At 34.0% G+C, this 20,597-nt stretch carries 14 protein-coding genes; 6 read left to right on the plus strand and 8 right to left on the minus strand.

What is annotated here, in order from left to right; all coding sequences use genetic code 11:
• Window positions 1-59 precede the first annotated feature (59 nt).
• From EYY60_RS03120 to EYY60_RS03130, 3 genes are all read left to right on the plus strand, one after another.
• The gene (locus EYY60_RS03120) at window positions 60-4,439 is read left to right on the plus strand and encodes a CusA/CzcA family heavy metal efflux RND transporter (RefSeq protein ID WP_132987942.1); all 4,380 of its coding nucleotides are present in this window, start codon (window positions 60-62) and stop codon (window positions 4,437-4,439) included.
• Between the two features lie 4 nt (window positions 4,440-4,443).
• Complete coding sequence (locus EYY60_RS03125; protein ID WP_132987943.1) at window positions 4,444-5,580, plus strand: efflux RND transporter periplasmic adaptor subunit; 1,137 nt, start codon at window positions 4,444-4,446, stop codon at window positions 5,578-5,580.
• 230 nt (window positions 5,581-5,810) lie between these two features.
• On the plus strand, window positions 5,811-7,589 hold the full coding sequence (locus EYY60_RS03130; protein ID WP_132987944.1) for a mechanosensitive ion channel family protein: 1,779 nt from the start codon (window positions 5,811-5,813) through the stop codon (window positions 7,587-7,589).
• A gap of 6 nt (window positions 7,590-7,595) precedes the next feature.
• Here EYY60_RS03130 and EYY60_RS03135 read toward each other — a convergent pair whose 3' ends face one another.
• Window positions 7,596-7,949 carry a cupin domain-containing protein gene (locus EYY60_RS03135; protein WP_132987945.1) on the minus strand — a complete coding sequence of 118 codons (354 nt, stop codon included), beginning with the start codon at window positions 7,947-7,949 and terminating at the stop codon, window positions 7,596-7,598.
• 132 nt (window positions 7,950-8,081) lie between these two features.
• On the opposite strand from EYY60_RS03135, the gene EYY60_RS03140 reads away from it, so the two are divergent.
• Window positions 8,082-9,809: a tetratricopeptide repeat protein gene (locus EYY60_RS03140; protein ID WP_235832280.1), complete on the plus strand. Its 1,728-nt coding sequence runs from the start codon at window positions 8,082-8,084 to the stop codon at window positions 9,807-9,809.
• Between the two features lie 60 nt (window positions 9,810-9,869).
• Here the strand turns inward: EYY60_RS03140 and EYY60_RS03145 are convergent, their stop codons facing one another.
• The gene (locus EYY60_RS03145) at window positions 9,870-10,640 is read right to left on the minus strand and encodes an alpha/beta hydrolase (protein ID WP_132987946.1); all 771 of its coding nucleotides are present in this window, start codon (window positions 10,638-10,640) and stop codon (window positions 9,870-9,872) included.
• A gap of 171 nt (window positions 10,641-10,811) precedes the next feature.
• The gene (locus EYY60_RS03150) at window positions 10,812-13,244 is read right to left on the minus strand and encodes a sensor histidine kinase (RefSeq protein WP_132987947.1); all 2,433 of its coding nucleotides are present in this window, start codon (window positions 13,242-13,244) and stop codon (window positions 10,812-10,814) included.
• 198 nt (window positions 13,245-13,442) lie between these two features.
• Between EYY60_RS03150 and EYY60_RS03155 the strand changes: the two genes are divergently transcribed.
• Window positions 13,443-15,416, plus strand: a complete 1,974-nt coding sequence (locus tag EYY60_RS03155; protein ID WP_132987948.1) for a sigma 54-interacting response regulator — start codon at window positions 13,443-13,445, stop codon at window positions 15,414-15,416.
• Here the strand turns inward: EYY60_RS03155 and EYY60_RS03160 are convergent.
• Window positions 15,413-16,198, minus strand: coding sequence for an alpha/beta hydrolase (locus EYY60_RS03160; RefSeq protein ID WP_235832281.1), 786 nt, complete (start codon window positions 16,196-16,198; stop codon window positions 15,413-15,415). The two genes, EYY60_RS03155 and EYY60_RS03160, sit on opposite strands and share 4 nt — an antisense overlap.
• Before the next feature lie 283 nt (window positions 16,199-16,481).
• Between EYY60_RS03160 and EYY60_RS03165 the strand changes: the two genes are divergently transcribed.
• Window positions 16,482-17,318 (plus strand): alpha/beta fold hydrolase, encoded by an 837-nt coding sequence (locus EYY60_RS03165; protein ID WP_132987949.1) that lies wholly within the window; start codon window positions 16,482-16,484, stop codon window positions 17,316-17,318.
• A 195-nt stretch (window positions 17,319-17,513) separates the two neighbouring features.
• Here EYY60_RS03165 and EYY60_RS03170 read toward each other — a convergent pair whose 3' ends face one another.
• From EYY60_RS03170 to lepB, 4 genes are all read right to left on the minus strand, one after another.
• Complete coding sequence (locus EYY60_RS03170; protein WP_132987950.1) at window positions 17,514-18,194, minus strand: metal-dependent hydrolase; 681 nt, start codon at window positions 18,192-18,194, stop codon at window positions 17,514-17,516.
• A gap of 136 nt (window positions 18,195-18,330) precedes the next feature.
• Window positions 18,331-18,789 (minus strand): SRPBCC family protein, encoded by a 459-nt coding sequence (locus tag EYY60_RS03175; protein ID WP_132987951.1) that lies wholly within the window; start codon window positions 18,787-18,789, stop codon window positions 18,331-18,333.
• Window positions 18,790-18,925: 136 nt separating this feature from the next.
• Window positions 18,926-19,552, minus strand: a complete 627-nt coding sequence (locus EYY60_RS03180) for a hypothetical protein (RefSeq protein ID WP_132987952.1) — start codon at window positions 19,550-19,552, stop codon at window positions 18,926-18,928.
• Between the two features lie 6 nt (window positions 19,553-19,558).
• A complete protein-coding gene (gene lepB / locus EYY60_RS03185) occupies window positions 19,559-20,467 on the minus strand; it encodes a signal peptidase I (protein WP_132987953.1) in 909 nt (302 codons plus the stop codon).
• Window positions 20,468-20,597: the final 130 nt, after the last annotated feature.

Here is a 20,597-nt window from a genome sequence, read left to right on the forward strand (position 1 = left end):
ATGCCATGCAGTTTTGAACCGCATGAGTGTTGCATTTTAGTATTCCCAAAAAAGAAAATATGCTTAATAAAATCATTCAGTTTTCAGTTAATAATAAACTGGCAATTGGGATTTTCACATTGCTATGGATTATCTATGGTGTGTTTGAAGTAACCCGTTTGCCAATTGATGCCGTACCTGACATCACTAACAATCAGGTACAAATTATAACCACGGCTCCATCATTGGGAGCCGAAGATGTTGAACGCTTGATTACTTTTCCCATTGAACAAGCCGTAAGTAATATTCCGCAATTGAAAGAAAGCCGAAGTATTTCAAGATTCGGTTTGTCTGTTGTTTCAATTGTTTTTGATGACGATACCGATGTGTACTGGGCGCGTCAGCAAGTAACGGAACGTTTGCAGAAAGTCGAAATAGACGAAAATGCCAATATGCCCGAAATGGCGCCCGTAACAACAGGACTCGGTGAAATTTACCAATATGTTTTAAAACCGCAATCCGGATACGAAAGCAAATATTCACTAGCCGATCTGCGAACTATTCAAGATTGGACAGTAAGAAGACAATTGCTTGGAACTCCAGGAATTGCTGATGTTTCTACCTTTGGAGGAAAGTTGAAACAATACGAAGTTGCCGTAAATCCAGCACGATTGAAAGCACAAAATTTAACCATTAGCGATGTTTTTAATGCTTTAAGCCGTAGCAATCAAAATACAGGTGGAGCTTACATCGAAAAAGGTCCTACAGTCTCGTATATTCGAAGTGTAGGTCTTGCTAAGAAGATCGAAGACATTGAGAATATTGTCATTAAAACGACTCAAGCCGGAACTCCGGTTTTGGTGAAAAATGTGGCAGAAGTAAAATTATCTTCAGCAATACGTTATGGTGCTTTAACTACAGATGATATTGGAGAATCGGTTGGGGGAATTGTGATGATGTTGAAAGGTGAAAATGCCAGCAATGTCATTGAAAATGTCAAAACAAAAGTAGCCGAAATCGAAAAAATTCTTCCCGAAGGACTTAAAATAGAACCTTTCTTGGATCGTACTAAAATGGTGGACAACGCCATTGGAACAGTTGAACACAACTTGATGGAAGGTGCATTGATTGTCGTTTTGGTTTTGGTTTTGTTTCTAGGAAATTTAAGAGCTGGACTTATCGTAGCTTCTGTGATTCCGCTAGCAATGCTTTTTGCTATTATAATGATGAATACTTTTGGCGTAAGCGGCAATTTAATGAGTTTGGGAGCGCTAGATTTCGGACTTATTGTAGATGGCGCCGTTATTATCGTCGAGGCGATTTTGCATCATATGCATACTTCGAAAAAATACAAATCGATAGATAATATTTCTCAGGAAGAAATGGATAAAGAAGTTTCGGGTTCAGCTTCGCGAATGATGAATGCAGCTGTTTTTGGACAGATCATAATTCTGATTGTATATCTGCCAATTTTATCACTCCAAGGAATTGAAGGAAAAATGTTCAAACCAATGGCTCAGACTGTGGCGTTTGCCATTTTAGGTGCTTTTATATTGTCATTGACGTATGTGCCAATGGTGAGTTCGCTTTTCATCAGCAAAAAAATAAGTCATAAGCTTAACTTCTCAGACCGTGTAATGTTAAGATTAGAAAATTGGTATGAAAAAGCGCTAACAAAAGCATTAGCCATTAAAAAAAGCATTGTTGTTACAGCAGTTGTATTGTTTGGTTTCGCCGTATTTTTATTCGGATTGATGGGAGGTGAATTCATTCCACAATTAGAGGAAGGAGATTTTGCAGTAGAAACCCGAATGCTTTTAGGAACAAACCTTTCGACTACAACTGAAACGATTGTAAAAATTTCGGCCGAATTGAAGAAACAATATCCTGAGGTCAAAAAAGTAGTTTCTCGAATCGGAAGCGCTGAAATTCCAACCGATCCAATGCCAATTGAAGGAGGCGATATGATTATTGTTTTAAAAGACAAATCAGAATGGACAAGTGCTTCTTCTTTCTCTGAATTGGCCGAAAAAATGGCAAAAACGGTTCAAGAAGTTGCACCAGGTGTTACAACAGGTTTTCAGTTTCCAGTTCAGATGCGCTTCAACGAATTGATGACAGGAGCAAAACAAGATGTTGTTTGTAAAATATTTGGAGAAGATCTCAATAAACTCGATGAATATTCAGAAAAACTAGGGGCAATAAGCAAAACTGTAAAAGGTACTGCTGATTTATACGTGGAGAAAGTTACAGGTATGCCACAAATTGTAATTGACTACAATTGGGCAGAAATGGCAAAATACGGTTTATATGTTCAAGACATTAACAGAACTGTAAATGCTGCTTTTGCTGGAGCCGTTGCCGGAAATATATACGAAGGAGAAAAACGTTTTGATTTGGTTGTACGTGTTGAAAACAGCGGCAGACAAGGAATTGAAAATGTTAGAAACCTTTTAGTTGCAACACCTTCTGGAACACAGATTCCGCTATATCAAGTAGCTTCTGTTCAGGAAATTGAAGGACCAAATCAGATTCAACGTGAAGATGCCAAACGAAGAATTATTGTTGGATTTAACGTTCGCGGACGTGATGTGCAAAGCATCGTAAACGAATTACAGCAGAAGGTCAATGCTCAGATCAAAATGGATCCCGGATATTATATTACATATGGTGGTTCTTTTGAAAATTTACAACAAGCTAAAAGCCGACTTGGAGTTGCCGTTCCAGCAGCACTTTTTATGATTTTCGCACTCTTGTATTTTGCTTTTAAATCGTTTAAAGAAGGAATTATCATTTTTACCGCGATTCCGTTATCGGCTATTGGTGGCGTTTTTGCTTTATGGATGCGCGATATGCCGTTTAGTATTTCGGCGGGAGTTGGATTTATTGCTCTTTTTGGAGTAGCCGTTTTAAACGGAATTGTGTTGATATCGGAGTTTAACCGAATCCAAAAACAGGGCGAAATTACAAATCCTTTTGATATTATTATAACAGGAACCAAAAACCGACTTCGTCCGGTATTGATGACCGCCGCAGTAGCTTCTTTAGGATTTTTGCCAATGGCGCTTAGTAACGGAGCAGGAGCAGAAGTACAACGACCTTTAGCTACTGTAGTAATCGGCGGACTGGTGACTGCTACATTATTGACTCTTTTTGTACTTCCGGCCATTTATTTGATGACATATAGTATGAAATCTTTTAGAAAGAAAAAGAAAATGAAAAACATCTCAGCAATTATAGTCGTGTTATTTCTATTAAATGGTTTTAATGGTATTTATGCACAACAAACGGAAAAAATTTCATTGCAACATTCGATTGAAATTGCGCTTAAAAATAATAGCAGAATCAAAGCCGCAAAGTTCAATGAGGAATCTAAAACGTTTTTGAATAAAGCAGCGTATGATCTTCCAAAAACACAAATCGATGCCGATTATGGTCAATTCAATAGTCGATTAAACGATACGCGCTTTGGAATCAGCCAGACCATTAATTTTCCAACAGTATATTCCCGACAGAAAAAAGCATTTACTGCGGGAGCTGAAGCAGCAAAAGCACAAAACCAGCTGACACAGCAGGAAGTAAAATCATCAGTCCGAAAATTATACTACGAATTGGTATGGCTTAATAGCAAACGCGATCTTTTGCATTATGCAGATAGCATTTATCGATTAATGGAAGAAAAATCACAATTGCGATTTAAAACAGGAGAAACAAATGTTTTAGAAAAAAGTGCCTCACAATCGGCTAGACAGTTTTATACCAATCAGCTGAATATGCTGGAACTTGATGTTGATATTGCGCTTCGTTCATTTAACGCTTTGTTGCAGGATGACAAACAATATTCACCAGAAAAAACAAACGTAAAAATGGATTCGGGCTCACGTTCGGAAGTTAAAAATATAGACGAATTGCCTATGACAAAAGTTTGGAAACAGGAAACCGAAGCCGCAAAATGGCGATGGAAAACTGAAAAAGCTCGTTTGATGCCCGATTTAAATTTTGGCTATAATAATCTAAGCATTACGGGTTTTCAAACCAATGCTGCAGGACAGGAAGTGTATTATAATTCAGGAGATCGATTCAGTTATATCACGGCAGGTCTGAGTGTTCCTTTGTTTTTTGGAAGTCAATCTGCTAAAAGCAAAGCTGCAAAAGCTGAATTTCAAAATCTTGAAGCACAATCAGAAGCCGTAAAAATTGAAGTTGCAGCACAAATACAAAATGCTTCTAAAGAAGTTCAGAAATACAAGCAAAGTCTTCAATATTATGAAAGCGAAGGTTTGGCAAATGCACAAATTATTATTGATGCAGCTAACAGTCAATTGCGTAATGGTGATATTGATTATCTACAATGGGTTTTAGTCGTAAATCAAGCGATTACAATTAAAAATGAACATTTGGATACGGTGAATAATTATAACAAGGCTTTGATCACCTTGCAAACAGTAACAAATTTATAATGCAATGAAAAAGAAAATCATTTTTGCGTTTACAATCGCCGTGTTGATGCTGACATCATGCGGTAAAAAAGAAGAAAATAAAGAGGTTGAAGCAGGAAAAACAAATTCTAATTTAATAACCTTATCGGTAGAGCAGGCTAAAAATGCCGGAATTGTAACAGGAAATCCTAAAGAAAAAGAGCTTAGTGCGATTGTACAGCTTCAGGGTGAAGTTACGGTACCGCCAAACAGTTTGGTAAATGTAACTTTCCCGTTAGGAGGCTATATTAAAAAGACGAATATTGTAACGGGAATGCATGTTAGAAAAGGACAAATTTTGGCCGTAATTGAAGACATGCAATACATTCAGTTGCAACAGGATTATCTGACTGCAAAAGAGCAATTCAAAGCAGCTAATTTAGAATTCAGTCGTCAAAAAGAATTAAATGCAAAAAAAGCAAGCAGTGACAAGGTTTTTGAGCAAGTCACAGCTGAACGCGAAACGCAACGAATTGCAATGGCATCATTAGCACAGAAACTTGAATTATTAGGACTTAACGTAAGCCGATTGAATGCTTCAAACATTACAAAAGCAATTAATGTGGTTTCTCCCGTAAATGGTTTGGTTTCAAAAGTAAACATCAATAATGGCAAATATGTTTCGCCAACCGAAATGCTTTTTGAATTGACTAACATTCAAGATGTAATGCTGACTTTTAATGTTTTTGAAAAGGATGTTCAATCGCTTAAAGAGGGGCAAAAACTAGAAGTGTATAGCAATTCTAATCCTGAAAAGAAATTTAGTGCAAAGATTCAGTTTATCAATCACAGTCTAAATCAGGATCGCGCAGCTGAGGTTATAGCAAGATTAGATCATTATGATTCACTTTTCTTGCCAGGACTTTTTGTAAATGCAGATATTCATATCACGAATAAAAAGCAATTGACGTTGCCCGAAAATGCGATTGTAGACTGGAAAGGCAAAAGCTATGTTTTTGAAGACAAAGGAAACAACAGTTATAAAATAGTGCCTGTTAAAGCAGGAATTACTCAAAATGGTTTTAAGCAATTTACTTCGGAGGTTATTACGGCTTCGTCAAAATTGGTGGTAGAAAACGCTTATGCACTTTTGATGAAAGCGATGAATGAAAGTGCACAATAGGTTTAAATTCCAAAAATAAAATCTCAAATTCCAAAACGATTGGAATAAAAAAACAGTTTAGTTTGAAGAAAGGCGGTGGTATTTATATCACTGCCTTTTTTATTTTCACTAAAAAATAAAAAAGAAATAATTCTGCTAGATTTTAGGACTTATTTTTTCTCCCAGAAAGATTTCTTTTTTTCTGCTATATTTCTTATTTTTAGTAGATTAAACTGCTAAAATAGATTTCCATGATTTTAGGTGCTAAACGTTTTCTGTGTAATTTATCACTATTGTTATTATTTTTAGTTATCCCAAATACGGTATCTTCTCAATTATTGGGTACATCCAAACCAGCTACGGAAGTACCTGAAAAATCACCAGAAGATTCTCTTGGAAGGCGAACACCTCAAGGTACAGTAAACGGATTCATAAAAGCAATTGGTGACCAAAATTATTTGCGTGCGAGTCAGTATTTTGTGTTGAGTAAACGTGCGTATCGCAAAACTGCAGAAAGAATAAAAATTGCAAAAACTTTTCAATTGCTTTTAGATCAAGGCGGTAACTTATCTCCTTCATCAATTATCAGTAATAAAGAAACCGGACGTACAGATGATGATCTAGCAATTGGAGTAGATCTTGTGGGAAACATATCTACCAATAAAACAGTAATACAGCTTTATGTAGAAAATCAGTCAGATGATAGTGAGCCTGCTTTATGGCTTTTTTCTGCTGAAACTATAGATTCGATTGTTTCAGCTGATGTTGCAAATGAAAAGACTTTTTTAGATCGGATATTGCCTGATTTTTTATTAGAAAAGAAATTAGGAAATGTTCCTTTGGGGCATTGGGCAGTTGTCGTAATTATGATGGTAGTGTCATACTTGCTTTCTAAAATGTTGCTTTTTGCTTTGGCCTTTATGATTCAAAAAATCTGGAAAAGAGCAGAAAGCGATAAAGGCAGGGCCATAATTGAAGCTTTTGAATTGCCTATTCAAATGTTTCTTGCTGTAATTTTATTTGTTGTATTTACGCAACGAATGGGGATTTCTATTGTAGTTCGTCAGCGTTATAGTATCATTATCATCACTATTGGAATAATTGCTTTTTTAATATTACTTTGGAGAATAACTGATTTTGTAAGTACGTTCACTCGTAGGAGAATGAGTTTAAGCGGACGAGTCTCAGCAGTTTCTACTATTTTATTCTTAAATCGAACTACCAAAGCGGCTATTGTTGTCATCGGAATTATTGCTATACTAGGTATTATTGGTGTAGATGTTACAGCCGGACTCGCTGCATTGGGAATTGGGGGGATTGCTTTGGCGCTTGGAGCACAAAAAACGATAGAAAATTTTGTTGGAAGCGTAAGCCTTATTGCTGATCAGCCAATTCGTGTTGGCGATTATTGTAGAGTCGATGATATAAAAGGAACGGTAGAATCCATCGGGATGCGCTCAACAACGTTGCGAACTTCAGCGCGAACAATTGTGACTATTCCTAATGGACAATTATCGGCGAGTAAAATTGAAAATTATGCGCATCGTGACCGTTTTATATTTAATCCGATATTAGGTTTTAGAATGGAAACAACGCCCGATCAAATGCGTTATTTATTGGTAGAAATTAGGTCTTTGCTTTATGCGCATCCATCAATATTAGATTCGCCGCCAATTGTTCGTTTCACAGGAATTACAGCCGATGCCTTGAAAGTTGAGATTATAGCATATATCGAAGCAATAAGTCTGGAAAAATCACAAGAAGTACAAGAAGATGTTTTATTGCGAATGATGGATATCATAGAAAAAAGTGGTACTTCATTGGCCTATCCATCGCAAACTATCTATATGGCGCGTGATACTTCTTCTTCAAATGAAAAATCTGCTGCAGTTTCAGAAATCGTTAAAAAATGGAAAGAGAATAACGAATTGCAATTGCCAAATTTTGATCCAAAACGTATTGAAGAATTAAAAAACAGCATCAAATATCCAGACGATGGAAGTTTTATAATGAAAGAAGAAGAAGAGTAAAAAATATTACTCTTCAATAGTAGTTCTGTCGTTATTTGTTGTGGGTTGAGAAATCACAAGAAATTCAAGTGGTTCCAACGTTTCATTTGCGATATAATGTTTTGTTTTTGGCTGAACCAATATTCCTTTTTGCTCGGCAACAATTGTTTTGTTTTCTTCCAAATAAAAAGTTGCTGTGCCTTTCAAAATGAAGAAAAATTGCTGCGCTTCCTTATGAAAATGTAATTTTTCTCTCGTTGAAGGCGGCATGCTTTCTTGTTTTATCGAAAGTCCAGCCGTGTCTGCTAAAATCCAGCTATCGCAATTTTCACCCCATAAATAATGTGTTGCGGTTTGTTTGTCAATTATTTCATTGCTCATTTTGTAGTTAATGTTTTGGTTTAAAGGTATTTTACTGAAAAACAAGTATTTAGTTTTGATTTTTTATAACTTTGTTAGCAACTTTCTTTGTTTAGGAATTGTTTCACTGATGTAATAAATTAAATAGTTTTTATGATGAAACATTATTATCTGCTATTTGCTGTTTTATTTCTATTTGCTTGCAGTAAAAATAAAAATACTGAAACAAAATCTCCACAAATTACCTCAAAAATTGGTTGTTTAACTCCAAAGACAACAGATAAAGATTGGTATTCACTAAATAAAAAAGCACCAAAATTTGAAGGTCTTAAAGGAATAGATTTTAAAATTTCTACTAAAAATCAAGAAGTACAGCAGTATTTCAATCAAGGAATGATGTTGGCTTATGGTTTTAATCATGCCGAAGCTGCAAGATCATTTTATGAAGCTTCGCGTTTGGATCCTAATTGCGCAATGGCATATTGGGGTTTTGCTTATGTTTTAGGCCCAAATTATAATGCCGGAATGGAGGAAGATAATTTTCAGCGTGCTTATGATGCCATTCAAAAAGCTAAAAAACTTTCAGTAAAATGTTCTCCAAAAGAAATCGCGCTAATAGATGCAATGACAGTAAGATATGTAGAAAATCCGCCAGCGGACAGAAAGCCATTGGATATTGCCTACGCCGAAGCGATGAAAAAAGTATATGCCAAATTTTCAACAGACCCTGATATTGGAGCACTTTATGCCGAATCTTTAATGAATTTGCATCCTTGGGATTTGTATGATAAAAATACCGGAGCAATAAAAAAATGGACTCCCGAAATAGTAGAAATTTTACAGGAATTGATGGTGAGAAATCCAAAACATCCTGGGGCGCATCATTTTTATGTTCATGCTCTAGAGGCTTCTTCGACACCTGAAAAAGCCTTAAAAAGTGCGAAGTTATTAGAAACTTTGGTTCCCGGCTCTGGCCATTTGGTTCATATGCCGTCGCATATTTATATTCGTACGGGAGATTATCATGAGGGATCACTTTCAAATATTCAAGCGATAAAAATTGATAGCCTTTATACGACTGTATGCCATGCACAAGGGGCATATCCGCTTGCTTATTATCCGCATAATTATCATTTTTTGACGGCTACTGCAGCTTTAGAAGGAAACTCTAAATTGGCTTGGAATACTGCTAAAACACTTCAAGAGCATATTTCTGTCGAGATTATGCGTCAGCCAGGATGGGGAACTTTGCAGCATTATTATACAATTCCATACTATATTGCAGTTAAATTTGCAATGTGGGATGCCATTATCGCACTTCCTAAACCTGAAAATGATCTTGTTTATCCACAAGCGATTTGGCATTATGCGAGAGGCATGGCTTATCTTGGAAAAAATAATTTGATAAATGCCGAAAAGGAATTTTCAGCTCTTGATAAACTGTCGAAAAATACAACTTTAAAGGACCTTACAATTTGGAATATCAATACTACAGCAGATCTTGCCGTTATTGCTTCGAAAGTTCTTGAAGCCGGAATTGCTTCAAAGAAAAAGGATTTAAACAAATCGATATTGTTGTTAAATGAAGCAATAGCAATTGAAGACAATCTCAATTATAATGAACCTCCTGATTGGTTTTTCTCGGTGAGACTTTATTTAGGAGCAGTACTGCTTAAAGCAGAAAAATACAATGAGGCAGAAAAAATCTATCGTAAAGATTTAGAAATCTGGCGCAAAAACGGCTGGGCATTAATTGGATTATACAATTCGTTGTTAAAACAGAAAAAAGAAAGCGAAGCTTTAAAAGTCAAAACTGCTTTTGATGATTCATGGCAATATGCAGATTTTAAGATTACATCTTCTGCGTCAATAATGGAGTAAAAAAAGGCTTTTGTCAAAAAAAATCTTGACAAAAGCCTAGTGTTTTTTCTAGTTGAATATTTAGAGTGCTTCGTACCAATTAAGAATATAATCGGCTACCGATTCCCAGCCAGGTTCTCCACAAATAAAATGACTTTTGCCATCAAATATTTTTAGATCAACACGACCTGCTTGTTCATTATATTTATTGGCAATCGTTTCTGTGAGACTAGGAGGGAAGATGTGGTCACTGCCTCCTCCAATAAATAAAATCGGTTCATGAGACTTCTTGAAATTGATATTTGAAAAAGAGTTCAAAACCAGTTCGCGGCTCACTTTATAACTTTCTGGAACGGCAAATTTTTCAAAAGCTTTTCTTTTTTCCGCTTCTGGAATAGTATTAAAAAAAGCATAATCATACCATTTTCTGCTTCCCATAAAATATTTGTTTGATGAAAAGAACCCAAATGCAGGGATTACTGTTTTTAAGGTTTGAAATGGTGGAAAAACATTTTTGGGTGGCGCGCCATCAATACTTACTCCTGCAGCGGCTTTTCCTAATTCTACTAATTTCAAAGCAGCCATTCCGGCCATTGAGTGGCCAATTACTAAAGGTTTTTCGGGGAGGGAATCGATTAATTTGCTGATATTATTAACTACATCTATAAAACCAGTTTGAATTAAATTTGGATGAACTTTTGCTCTCAATTCCGCAGGATCACCGTCGTGTCCTGGATTTGCAGGCGTATAAACGGTATATCCTTTTTGCTCATAGTACGTTTTCCAATCTGTCCAAGTTTTATCGTTGACAAAATTTCCGTGAATAAGTACAATCGTTTTTGATTTTGACATGATTATTTTTATTTGATTAATGTTAGAATTTCTGCTATTCTAAAGAAAGAAACCAATTTACATGCCATGCAATAAAGCGCCAACAAACAATTGGTTTGCATGCTTTTTTTAGGTTTTAAAAGCACTATATTTCGCTAAACAGATTTAGATTAGTGAGATTTCGCTATCCAATTATCTTCTTTTTTCATTCATTGGAAATTCTTTAGAAAACTCGATTTTAAATATTGTTCCGTTTTTATTTTCCATAGAGAAATTAGCATCTAAATCGTCGCTTAAGCCTTTTATCAAACTCAGTCCGAATGAATTGATTTTTTTGGCACTGATATTTGCGTCAAAGCCAATTCCGTTGTCAGCGATCGTCAGTAGGTATTTGTTTTCTGAAGTAGCCGCTAAAGTGATGTAAATCATGCCGCTTTTATCATCGGGAAAAGCATATTTAATTGAATTGGTAATCGATTCATTCAAAATTAATCCGAGTGGAACTGCCTGCGCGACATCTAATTCCAATGGATCGATTTTCAATTCAAAGCGAATTCGTTGTCCAAGTGAAAAAGATTCACGTAAATATTCGACCAATTCTTTAATGTAATTAGGCATATTGATGGTCGAAATATTTTCAGAATTATACAATTTCTGATGGATCAATGACATCGAATGAATACGATGCTGGCTGTTTTTAATAGCCGACAATGCCATATCATTTTCTAAATATGCCGATTGAGAATTGAGCAGACTAATTACGGTCTGAAGATTATTTTTCACACGATGGTGAATTTCTTTCAAAAGCCACTCTTTCTCATCCAGCAAATGTCTAAGATTGATATTTTTCTGATTGATTTCTTTTTCCTTTAATTCTAATTCGGCATTGTTTTTTTGCTTCAAACGATATCTGTTGAATAATAATGCAATTATTAGCACCAATAAAACTAAGCTCCAAATCGAAAGCGTATTTAATAATTTGGATTTCTTTAATGCTGTTTCCTGCAAATCGGTTTCCTTATCTAATTGCTTGATTTTTTGTTCCTTATTTCCAGTTTCATATGCAATTTTAAGTTCTTCGATTTCTTTATTTTTCTTGCTTCTAAACATAGAATCACTCACAATTTTATAGTTTTGAAAGTGTTTTAGAGCTCCTTTATAGTTTCCATTAAGAGAATCTAAGCGAAATAATAATATTTGAAAACCTTCTGAATTGTAATCTTTTCTATAAGTTTTTCGAAGCTCCATAACTTTATCGGCATAAAATTGCGCTTCTTTTAAGTTATTTCTGTTCGCATAAAATAGACCCATAAAGATATATTGGTGAATAATCTCTCTAGCGGTTTCAGGACTTTTCACTTGCTTAGCATAAAAATCCATTTCCTTGTAGTATTTTTCTGCTTTTGTATAATCTTTTAAATCTTCATAGCAATTTGCTTTAATATAAGCAATACACATTTTGTCAAAGGTATTTTTAGGAGGATACTTTGCGGTCATCGTATTGATATGATCCAGCGCTTCTCTATTTTTTCCCTTTTCTGATAACGCTGCAATAGCACCAAAAAAACTTTTGTACCAGGCACCGCTGTTTAAGGTGTTTTGACCAATTTCAATGCTTTTATCATACATTTCAAAGGCTTCTTCAGTGTGGCCAAGTATATTATAAACGTCGCCAAGACGCATGTAGTAAATATCACCAAGAGTGAAATCCTTTTCGGCTTCCATTCTTTTCACACTTTTTAAAGCATAATACAACGCAACTTTAAGATCGCGCTGATTCATAGCAAGAAAGGCAAGAGTGGTCTCCGTAAATTGCTGATGTGTAAAATTAATTTTTCGTAGATCTATAAGATTTTGATAAAGTCTTTTCTTCGCCTCATTTATTTTTCCGCCCCAAAAATAAATAGTAGTAATTTTTGCGTAGTTCTCGATTCTTTTTTCTTCCATTTTTAGTGAAGCATAAATTGAAATTGCTTCTTGCAGTATTTTTTCTTTCTGAGGATCTAAAATGAATAAAAGTGTCCCATAGGCATCTAGAGCTCGAGCAAGGCCTAATTGATCCTTTTGTTTTCTGCAATCGTCAATAACTTTCAAAAAGTACTTATTTCCTTCGACTTGATTATTTGCCTGATAATAGAATTTTCCAAGTAATAATAAACTCTCATGTTGCCATTTTTTGATTTTTAGATTATTTGATTCGGCAACAGCTTGATCTATAAATGTTTTGGCATTTTGAAGATCGTCTGGTTTTGAGCCAGGCTTAAAAAGATAATAATTAGAAAGTTGATAGAGAAGTTTGATATGATCTTCATTTTTTGTTTTTGCCAAAAGTCTTTTTGCCGAATCAATATTTCCTTTATTAATTAGCTCGTTTCCAATTAGATTTTCTCCATTATTAAAGCCTTCGTCATAAGCAAGTGAAAGTGGAAGTTTATAAGCTTTACAGGCTAATACAACAGAACTGTCAGCATCAATTGTGCCCTGATTAGCATTGTATAAATACATGGAACAAAATTGGATCAGCAGTCTTTTTTTATTTAAATCATAATTTGAAACAGATGGGGATTGAGCTGAAGAGATGAAAACATTCACTAAAATCAAAAAGAAAGTAAAACGAAGTTTCATAAAGGATTTATTTTTAGGTTTTTGGTTAAACAAATATAGAAATAAACGCAACTGATTGCTTGAAAAAATATCAAGAAAATTCACATTAAAAGTCTTTTTTATGATTTTTATTTGGCAAAAAAGTTAATTTACTTCGATTAATTAAGTAATTTTATCTCAATGTTTTAGATTTGCAATAACACTAAAAATACCACAAAAATGGAAATAGCTTCTGGTCACGTTCAAAATTCGCCCGAATCTAATTTTAAAAGGAAGATTTTAATTGTAGAAGATCAATTTATTGAAGCACATGATTTACAGTTGATTCTCGAAAAGGCAAACTATGAAGTGACTGGAATTGCACGTTCGGTTGATCAAGCCTTGGAGCAAATTGAAATTGAAAAACCTGATTTGGTTTTTTTGGATATTATGCTGAAAGGAAACAGAAGTGGCATTGAATTGGCTTATTTTCTTAAAGAAAAATACATCGGATTTATATTTATTTCGGCCAATTCTAGCAAAAGTATTCTGGATCAGGCCAAAATGACACAACCATACGGATTTATTGTGAAACCATTTCGCGATCAAGATGTTCTCACCACTTTAGAAATTGCATTTTATCGCCAACAATATAGTTTGGAAACCCAGTTGATGCAGCAGTTTCAACTCCAGAAAGAAATTACAGAAGTTATAAATTCAAATTTAAAAAGGGAAGAAGCGTTATTGGCTTTTGGTAAAATAATTCAAACGTATATTCCTTTTGATTATTTAGAAACTGGATTTGTAACGGCTACAAACTATGACAATCTAGGAATTATTCGGAAAAATATTGATTTGTATCAAATTATTGATTCAAAGAAGCTTTCGCAAATTGCTGCAGTTTCTGAAAAAGAATTGAATGAAACCTACAATAAATCGAAAAAGGATAAAAACCCGATTATTTATAGTGAAGAATCGTTAATCAATAATCTTCAGGAAGCACCTATAAAAGCAATTATTGCTCATAGTTTCAGAATTAAATCTTATTTGGTTTTTCCTATTTCAGTGGCATCAATTCAGTGTTATCATTTTACTTTTTACAGCCGAAATTTAAAAATTTATTCTCAGGAAAATTTAAAACTTCTGAGTTCTCTTGAACATACTTTCTCTCAGTTTATCAATAAAATTTACTCGAAACAAGATTTCAGTTCAACAGCTCAAAAAACTGAAATTAAACAGACCAAAAACACAAAAACAACAGAAGGTTTTGAAGGAATTATTGGCAACAGCTCGCAAATGATTTCTGTTTTCAATTATATCCGAAAAGTCGCTCCGTCTGATACTTCAGTTTTAGTTTTAGGCGAAAGCGGTACAGGAAAAGAAAAAATTGCGCAAAGCATTCATGCTTTATCTCCAAGAAAAGACAAACCATTAGTTATAATTAATTGTGGTGCGATTCCTGAAAATCTTGCCGAATCATTGCTTTTTGGGCATGAAAAAGGAGCTTTTACAGGCGCGCTAGATCGCAGAATTGGGAAATTTGAACTTGCTGATGGCGGTACTGTTTTTCTGGATGAAATAGGCGAGATGTCACTAGAACTTCAAGTGAAATTATTGCGTGTTTTACAGGAGAGAGAAATTGAACGCGTTGGAGGATCTTCATCTTTAAAAATCGATGTTCGAATTATTGCGGCAACAAATAAAAATCTTGAAGAAGAAGTTGCGGCTGGAAGATTTAGAATGGATTTGTACTATCGTTTGCACGTTTTCCCAATTCTAGTTCCTTCACTGAAAAAACGAAAAGAAGATATTCCAGATTTGGCAAATCATTTCATAAAAGTATATAGTGAAAAACTTGGCCGTAAAGCGCCAAATATGTCTGATTTTGCGTTGCAGCAAATCATGAATTACAATTGGCCGGGAAACATTAGAGAACTAGAACACGTAATGCAGCGTGCCATTTTGTTGACAGATGGAAATACGATCAAAGAAATTGAACTTTCGATTTCTGCAAAAATGCATCCGGAACAAACTTCTGAGCCATTTTCCATTAAAACTATTTTAGAAAATGAGCGCGATTATATTCTTTATATTCTTAAAAAATGCAACGGAAAAATTTCTGGAGCTGGTGGCGCTGCAGAGATTTTGGATATTCATCCTTCGACGTTGAATTCAAAAATAAAGAAATTGGAAATTAAGAGAGAAATCAGTTAAGCAATTTTTTCAAGCCAATTCGCAATAAATGCAGCAACAGTTTTCCAATTTTCCTGTTTTAAAACAAGATGATTGCTTTCTGGAAATTCTTTGTAACAACTTATCGAATGGACATTGTTGTATTTTTTAAAATTTGAATGCTGAATTGACGCTCCGATAAAATGATCTTTGGAGCCAGACACAAATAGCAAAGGGCAATGTTTTTTTGTGAAATCTATTTTTGAAGCTTTAGATAAAATATCTCTTAAAACTAATTTAGACTCTGGAATTGCTAATTTTTCATAGGTGTCTTTTTGTTCTTCAAATGCCATTTCATTGGTAAAATAATATTGCCATTTTTTGAAAGGCATCAAATAGATTTTTTCTGCAGTATCAAAAAAAGAAACAGTGTTCCAAATTGTTTTATAAAAGGAAAAACGGAAATACACTATTTCTGCTGGAGGAATGGCATGCATGCAAACTCCAACTGAAACCAGCTCTTTCTGAACCAATAATTGCGTTAAAAGCCCGCCATAAGAATGACCAATCAAAATAGGTTTTTCAGGCAGTTTTTCAATAATTTCAGTGTAATAATCTACTAAGTCATTGAGTCGAAGATCGGCAATTTTAGAATTGGAATTCGTTTGTCTTAAAGTTTCTGATGTTTCATTTTTGTAGGGCCAAGGCGGTGCAACCGTTTTGTATCCTTTGCTTTCAAAAAAAACGATCCATTCTTCCCAACAAGAATGGCTAACAAACGCCCCCGTAATAAACATAATCGTTTTTCTGCTAGATAAATACATAGGCTCACATCATTAAGATTGTTTCAAGAAAGCAGTACAAATTTGGTTTGCAAAAACAAAAGGAATGCCTTTTTTGTAAAGTATTGATTATAAAAGCATTTCTGTAAAAAGGAATTTTAGAATTATTATATATCGTTAAAAAGAAGTTTTAATTATTGAAATATCATAATTTGAAATAAGATAAAGGTTTCTTAATGCCTTGTTTTAAAGTGTTTTGTATTTTGGTTTAATCTTTGCCCGCCTCAGTTCGAAGAAAAAAGATAGGAATCTTTAAATTATAGTTATGAAAAAAATTTATGATGCAGAAACACGTTTTGCCGATCTCGGCGATCGTAAAATTGCTTACCGCTCTTACGGAAAAGGGAAAGCAATATTTTTTGTAAACCGTTTTAGAGGAACTCTCGATACTTGGGATCCGTTATTTGTGGCATTGATGGCAAAAAAGTTCAATGTTATTGTATTTGATTATTCGGGAATTGGTTCTTCTACGGGCAGTTTAGCACCCGACTTGACAATTGTTGCCAAGGATATTAAAGACCTTGCCGATTTTTTGAAATTGGATTCAATTGCGGTTTTAGGATGGTCTTACGGCGGATTGGTGGCTCAAGCGGCGACTTTATTATATCCTAATCTTGTGACACATGCGGTTTTAGTGGGTACAAATCCACCGGGAACAAATTTGGTTCCAATAGAGCAGGCGTTTTATGATGCGGCCTTAAAACCTTTGAATGATTTTGACGATGAAATTGTTTTGTTTTTTGAGCCAAAATCAGAGCCAAGCCGATTGGCAGCTAAAGCTTCACATGACAGGATTCATAAAAGAATTGAGGTTGAGAAAATCCCATCGACAATGGATGTTTTTCAATTGTATTTCGGCGGAGGAGATGGATTTAGAGAAGATGTTTTAAATTTCAGGGAACAAATCAAAAAAACGAAAACTCCTATTTTGATTATTTGCGGTGATCACGATATTAGTTTTGCAGTAGAAAATTGGTATTCATTTTTCAATCAAATGACCAATGCCCAACTGGTTGTTCATTCTGGAACAGGACACGCGCCACAACATCAATATCCAGAATTGACTTCAAAACAAATCATTAACTTTATAAAATACACATAATAGATTTAGAATTTCATTCACGCATAGGATTGAAATTCTACAAAAAATAGTATGTGTTAAAAGGAATAGTTTCAGCGACTATTCCTTTTTTTTTATAATTATTTTTTACGAACGGATTTTTTCAATAAAAAGGATAAATGATATTTCGCTAAAAAGTTTTTTTTAGCGAAATATAACTGAGAAAAATGCTCTAAATTAAATATCTATTGAAGTATTTATTTTTGGCAAGTAAAGTTGAAGATTTGCATTTTTGAATGTATCCAATGCTTTTTGATGATCCATAACAATGAACCCAAAAGTGTCATAATGAACACCTAAAACTTTACTCACGCCCACAAGTTTTGAAGCTTCAATAGCTTCTTCAACTCCCATTGTGAGTCCGTCGCCAATAGGGAAAACGGCAAAATCGAGTTTAGTGAATTTTGGAATAATCTGCATATCCAAAGTAAGTGCAGTATCGCCACTGTAATAGAAATTTCCGTCAGAAGTGGTAAGCACAAAACCACAGGCAATGCCACCGTAAGAGCCGTCCATAAAACTGCTCGGATGTTGTGCAATCACACATTTTACAGTTCCGAAATCAAAATCAAATTTTCCTCCTGGATTGATAGGATGCGCGTTTTCGATTCCGTTTTTTAAAAGCCAGTTATAGATTTCAAAATTGCCGAGTACTTTTGCTCCAGTGTTTTTTGCAATTCTTTCTACGTCTAGGATATGATCGTAATGGGCGTGTGAAATAAAAATATAATCTGCTTTTATGGCATCTACATCAACATCTTTTGCTAATTCATTTGGAGTAATAAAGGGATCAAAAAGAATATGTTTTCCATTGGCATAAACCGAAAAACACGAATGTCCGTAATAGGTAATTTTCATGATTAAAGATTTAATTAGTTTATAATCAATCTTGTTTTCAAGAAATATGCCAGCAGATTTTAATAAAAAAAGCTGTCTAAATTTTGGACAGCTTTTTAGAATGTTTTTGTATTTGACAGAAGATCAAATGGGTTTTTTATTTTTCTGAAACTTCTTTTAATTTATCCATTGCCTTTGGATACATGCTATTGAAATAATCCAAATAGTCATCAATAACATCCATTTCTACTGTGACTGTTGTAATGCCGTTATTTTCCTGAAAAGTATAATTTTCATGTCCGCCAGCCCATTTTTCTACTTGTTCGCCTGTGGTTACTTCAGTATCTCCATCTATAAAACCGTAATGACGAATGGAAACAAAATCAGCAGGTTTATGTTCTGCAATTTCCGATACCATTCCACCTCTTTTGCCGTTTTCATCTGTTCCAACAAATAGGATTTTGCTTCCTTTAACCCAACTTCCTTCATAAGTAGAAGTAGGGTTGAAGGTTGCCGTCCAATATTCATAAGTGGCCTTGTCTTTTAAGCCCAGCATCGTTTCATATACTTTTTGAGCTGATGCATTTATCTCTTTTTTAAATTGTAATTTTTGCATGGCTTATTTGTTTTAAAAGTTTATATCAGTTTGATTTGTAATAATTTATATTTAAAATGTCTTATTAGAAATATAAATTTACAATATAAATTCACAATTTCGACAATGCGTATAACGGTTAGTATTTCTGTTTAGATTACTGTAAATGGTTAATAGTACGTTTTTTATTAATTTCATCATTAAGTGCACGAATTTCAGAAGTACTCTTTTCACCTAATATGTACGCTAGCTCCCAATAATCAATTTTTCCAATTAAATAATAATCAATGAGTGTTTCTCTTACTTTTTGAAAGTCATCTGAATTAATTAATTCAAAAGCATATCTTTTTGATGTACTGGACTCAAAAAAGAGTATTAGAAAATTATTAGTTCCATTGGAAAGAGCGGGACCTAAATTGCCACTTGAAATATGAGCCAATCTGCCAACATAATCATCATTAGAGATTTTAATTTTTCGTATTTTTTCAAGTGGATAAATTTCGTTGCCAACAGTTATTGCTTCCTTTTCAAATGATAAGTAGCCTTCGAGTTTTCCCCGAAGCGGTTCTATTTTATTTGAGTTATAAAATTTTAAAATTATGCCGAACATAAAAGTACTAACGGCAAACCAACCAAAAATTTCATCAATAAGGTTATGCTCTAGGTTAAGAACTTTTTGTTTGAAAAGCATTACTCCACAAATAAAAAATAATGTCGAATATGTAATAGTTTGTGGACTCCAATAAAATTTATTAGACTTTATAAAAATTGAAAATTTTGGCATGCTTTCTTATTTATTACGAAAATCAATATTTATTCGGTCATTAGTTTTTCCCCAATAACTAAACACTACTTTTCCTTTAATTTCATCTTCTTTTATAACGCCGATATATCTTGAATCCATTGCATTGTCACGATTGTCTCCCATTAAATAATAACCGTCTCTAGGAATGATTATATCGTGTTCTGCGTTTTCGTCATCTTCAAAAGGTTTTTTAAGCGTATAAATCTTGTGTTTATGGCCATTTGGAAGTTCTTCTTCATATTCTTTAACATCAAATTCTTCGCTTTTTGTTTCTTTAATGAATGAAGTTTTGCATTTTTTTCCATTAATGATCAAAAAATTGTTCTGAATTTCAATTTTGTCATTTGGCAATCCAACGATTCTGTAAATCCACGGATACAGACTGTCTTTTTTTTGAAAAATCACAATGTCTCCATAATTTGGTTTTACGTTATCGAAGGCATTTAAATCAGCAACAACATTATCGCCAACTTTTAAAGCAGGTTCATTTGCAGTCGTTGGAATTTTAAAACTTTTAATTCCTATGATTGAATTAGCATCGTAATACCATAGTATCGTGTAAACTCCAATTATGATTCCAAGAAAATAATACCATTTATTATAAGGTTTTGGCGCAAAGTCTTTTAATTTTTTGGCATTTGTAGTCGCATCATAAATCAGATAAATTCGATATGAAAAACTAATTATTAAGATTAAAACAAATCCAACAAAAAACACTCCTAATTTTGTCAAACCATAAAGAACTGGTAAAAAAAGTTCTATAAATAGAAATAGCATTCCTTTTTTAATTTGTCCATTATAGATTTGACCAAATCCTGGTCCAATTAAGGCTAATAAAAATGCTAATTTGGGATTTCTTGGTTTGTTTTTTTCTTTACTTATTTCAGAATTCATAAGGTTTGGTTTGTGCTTTATAAGAGATATTTAGGATTACAAAAAGTCACAGATATTTGCGCAGTAACTAGCGGGAAGCATTATGTGAAGCGAAGTTGGTTTTTATTCATCTTTCGCTCTGGTTGAATGC

It is taken from the genome of Flavobacterium zhairuonense, assembly GCF_004352915.1.
GTDB lineage: Bacteria > Bacteroidota > Bacteroidia > Flavobacteriales > Flavobacteriaceae > Flavobacterium > Flavobacterium zhairuonense.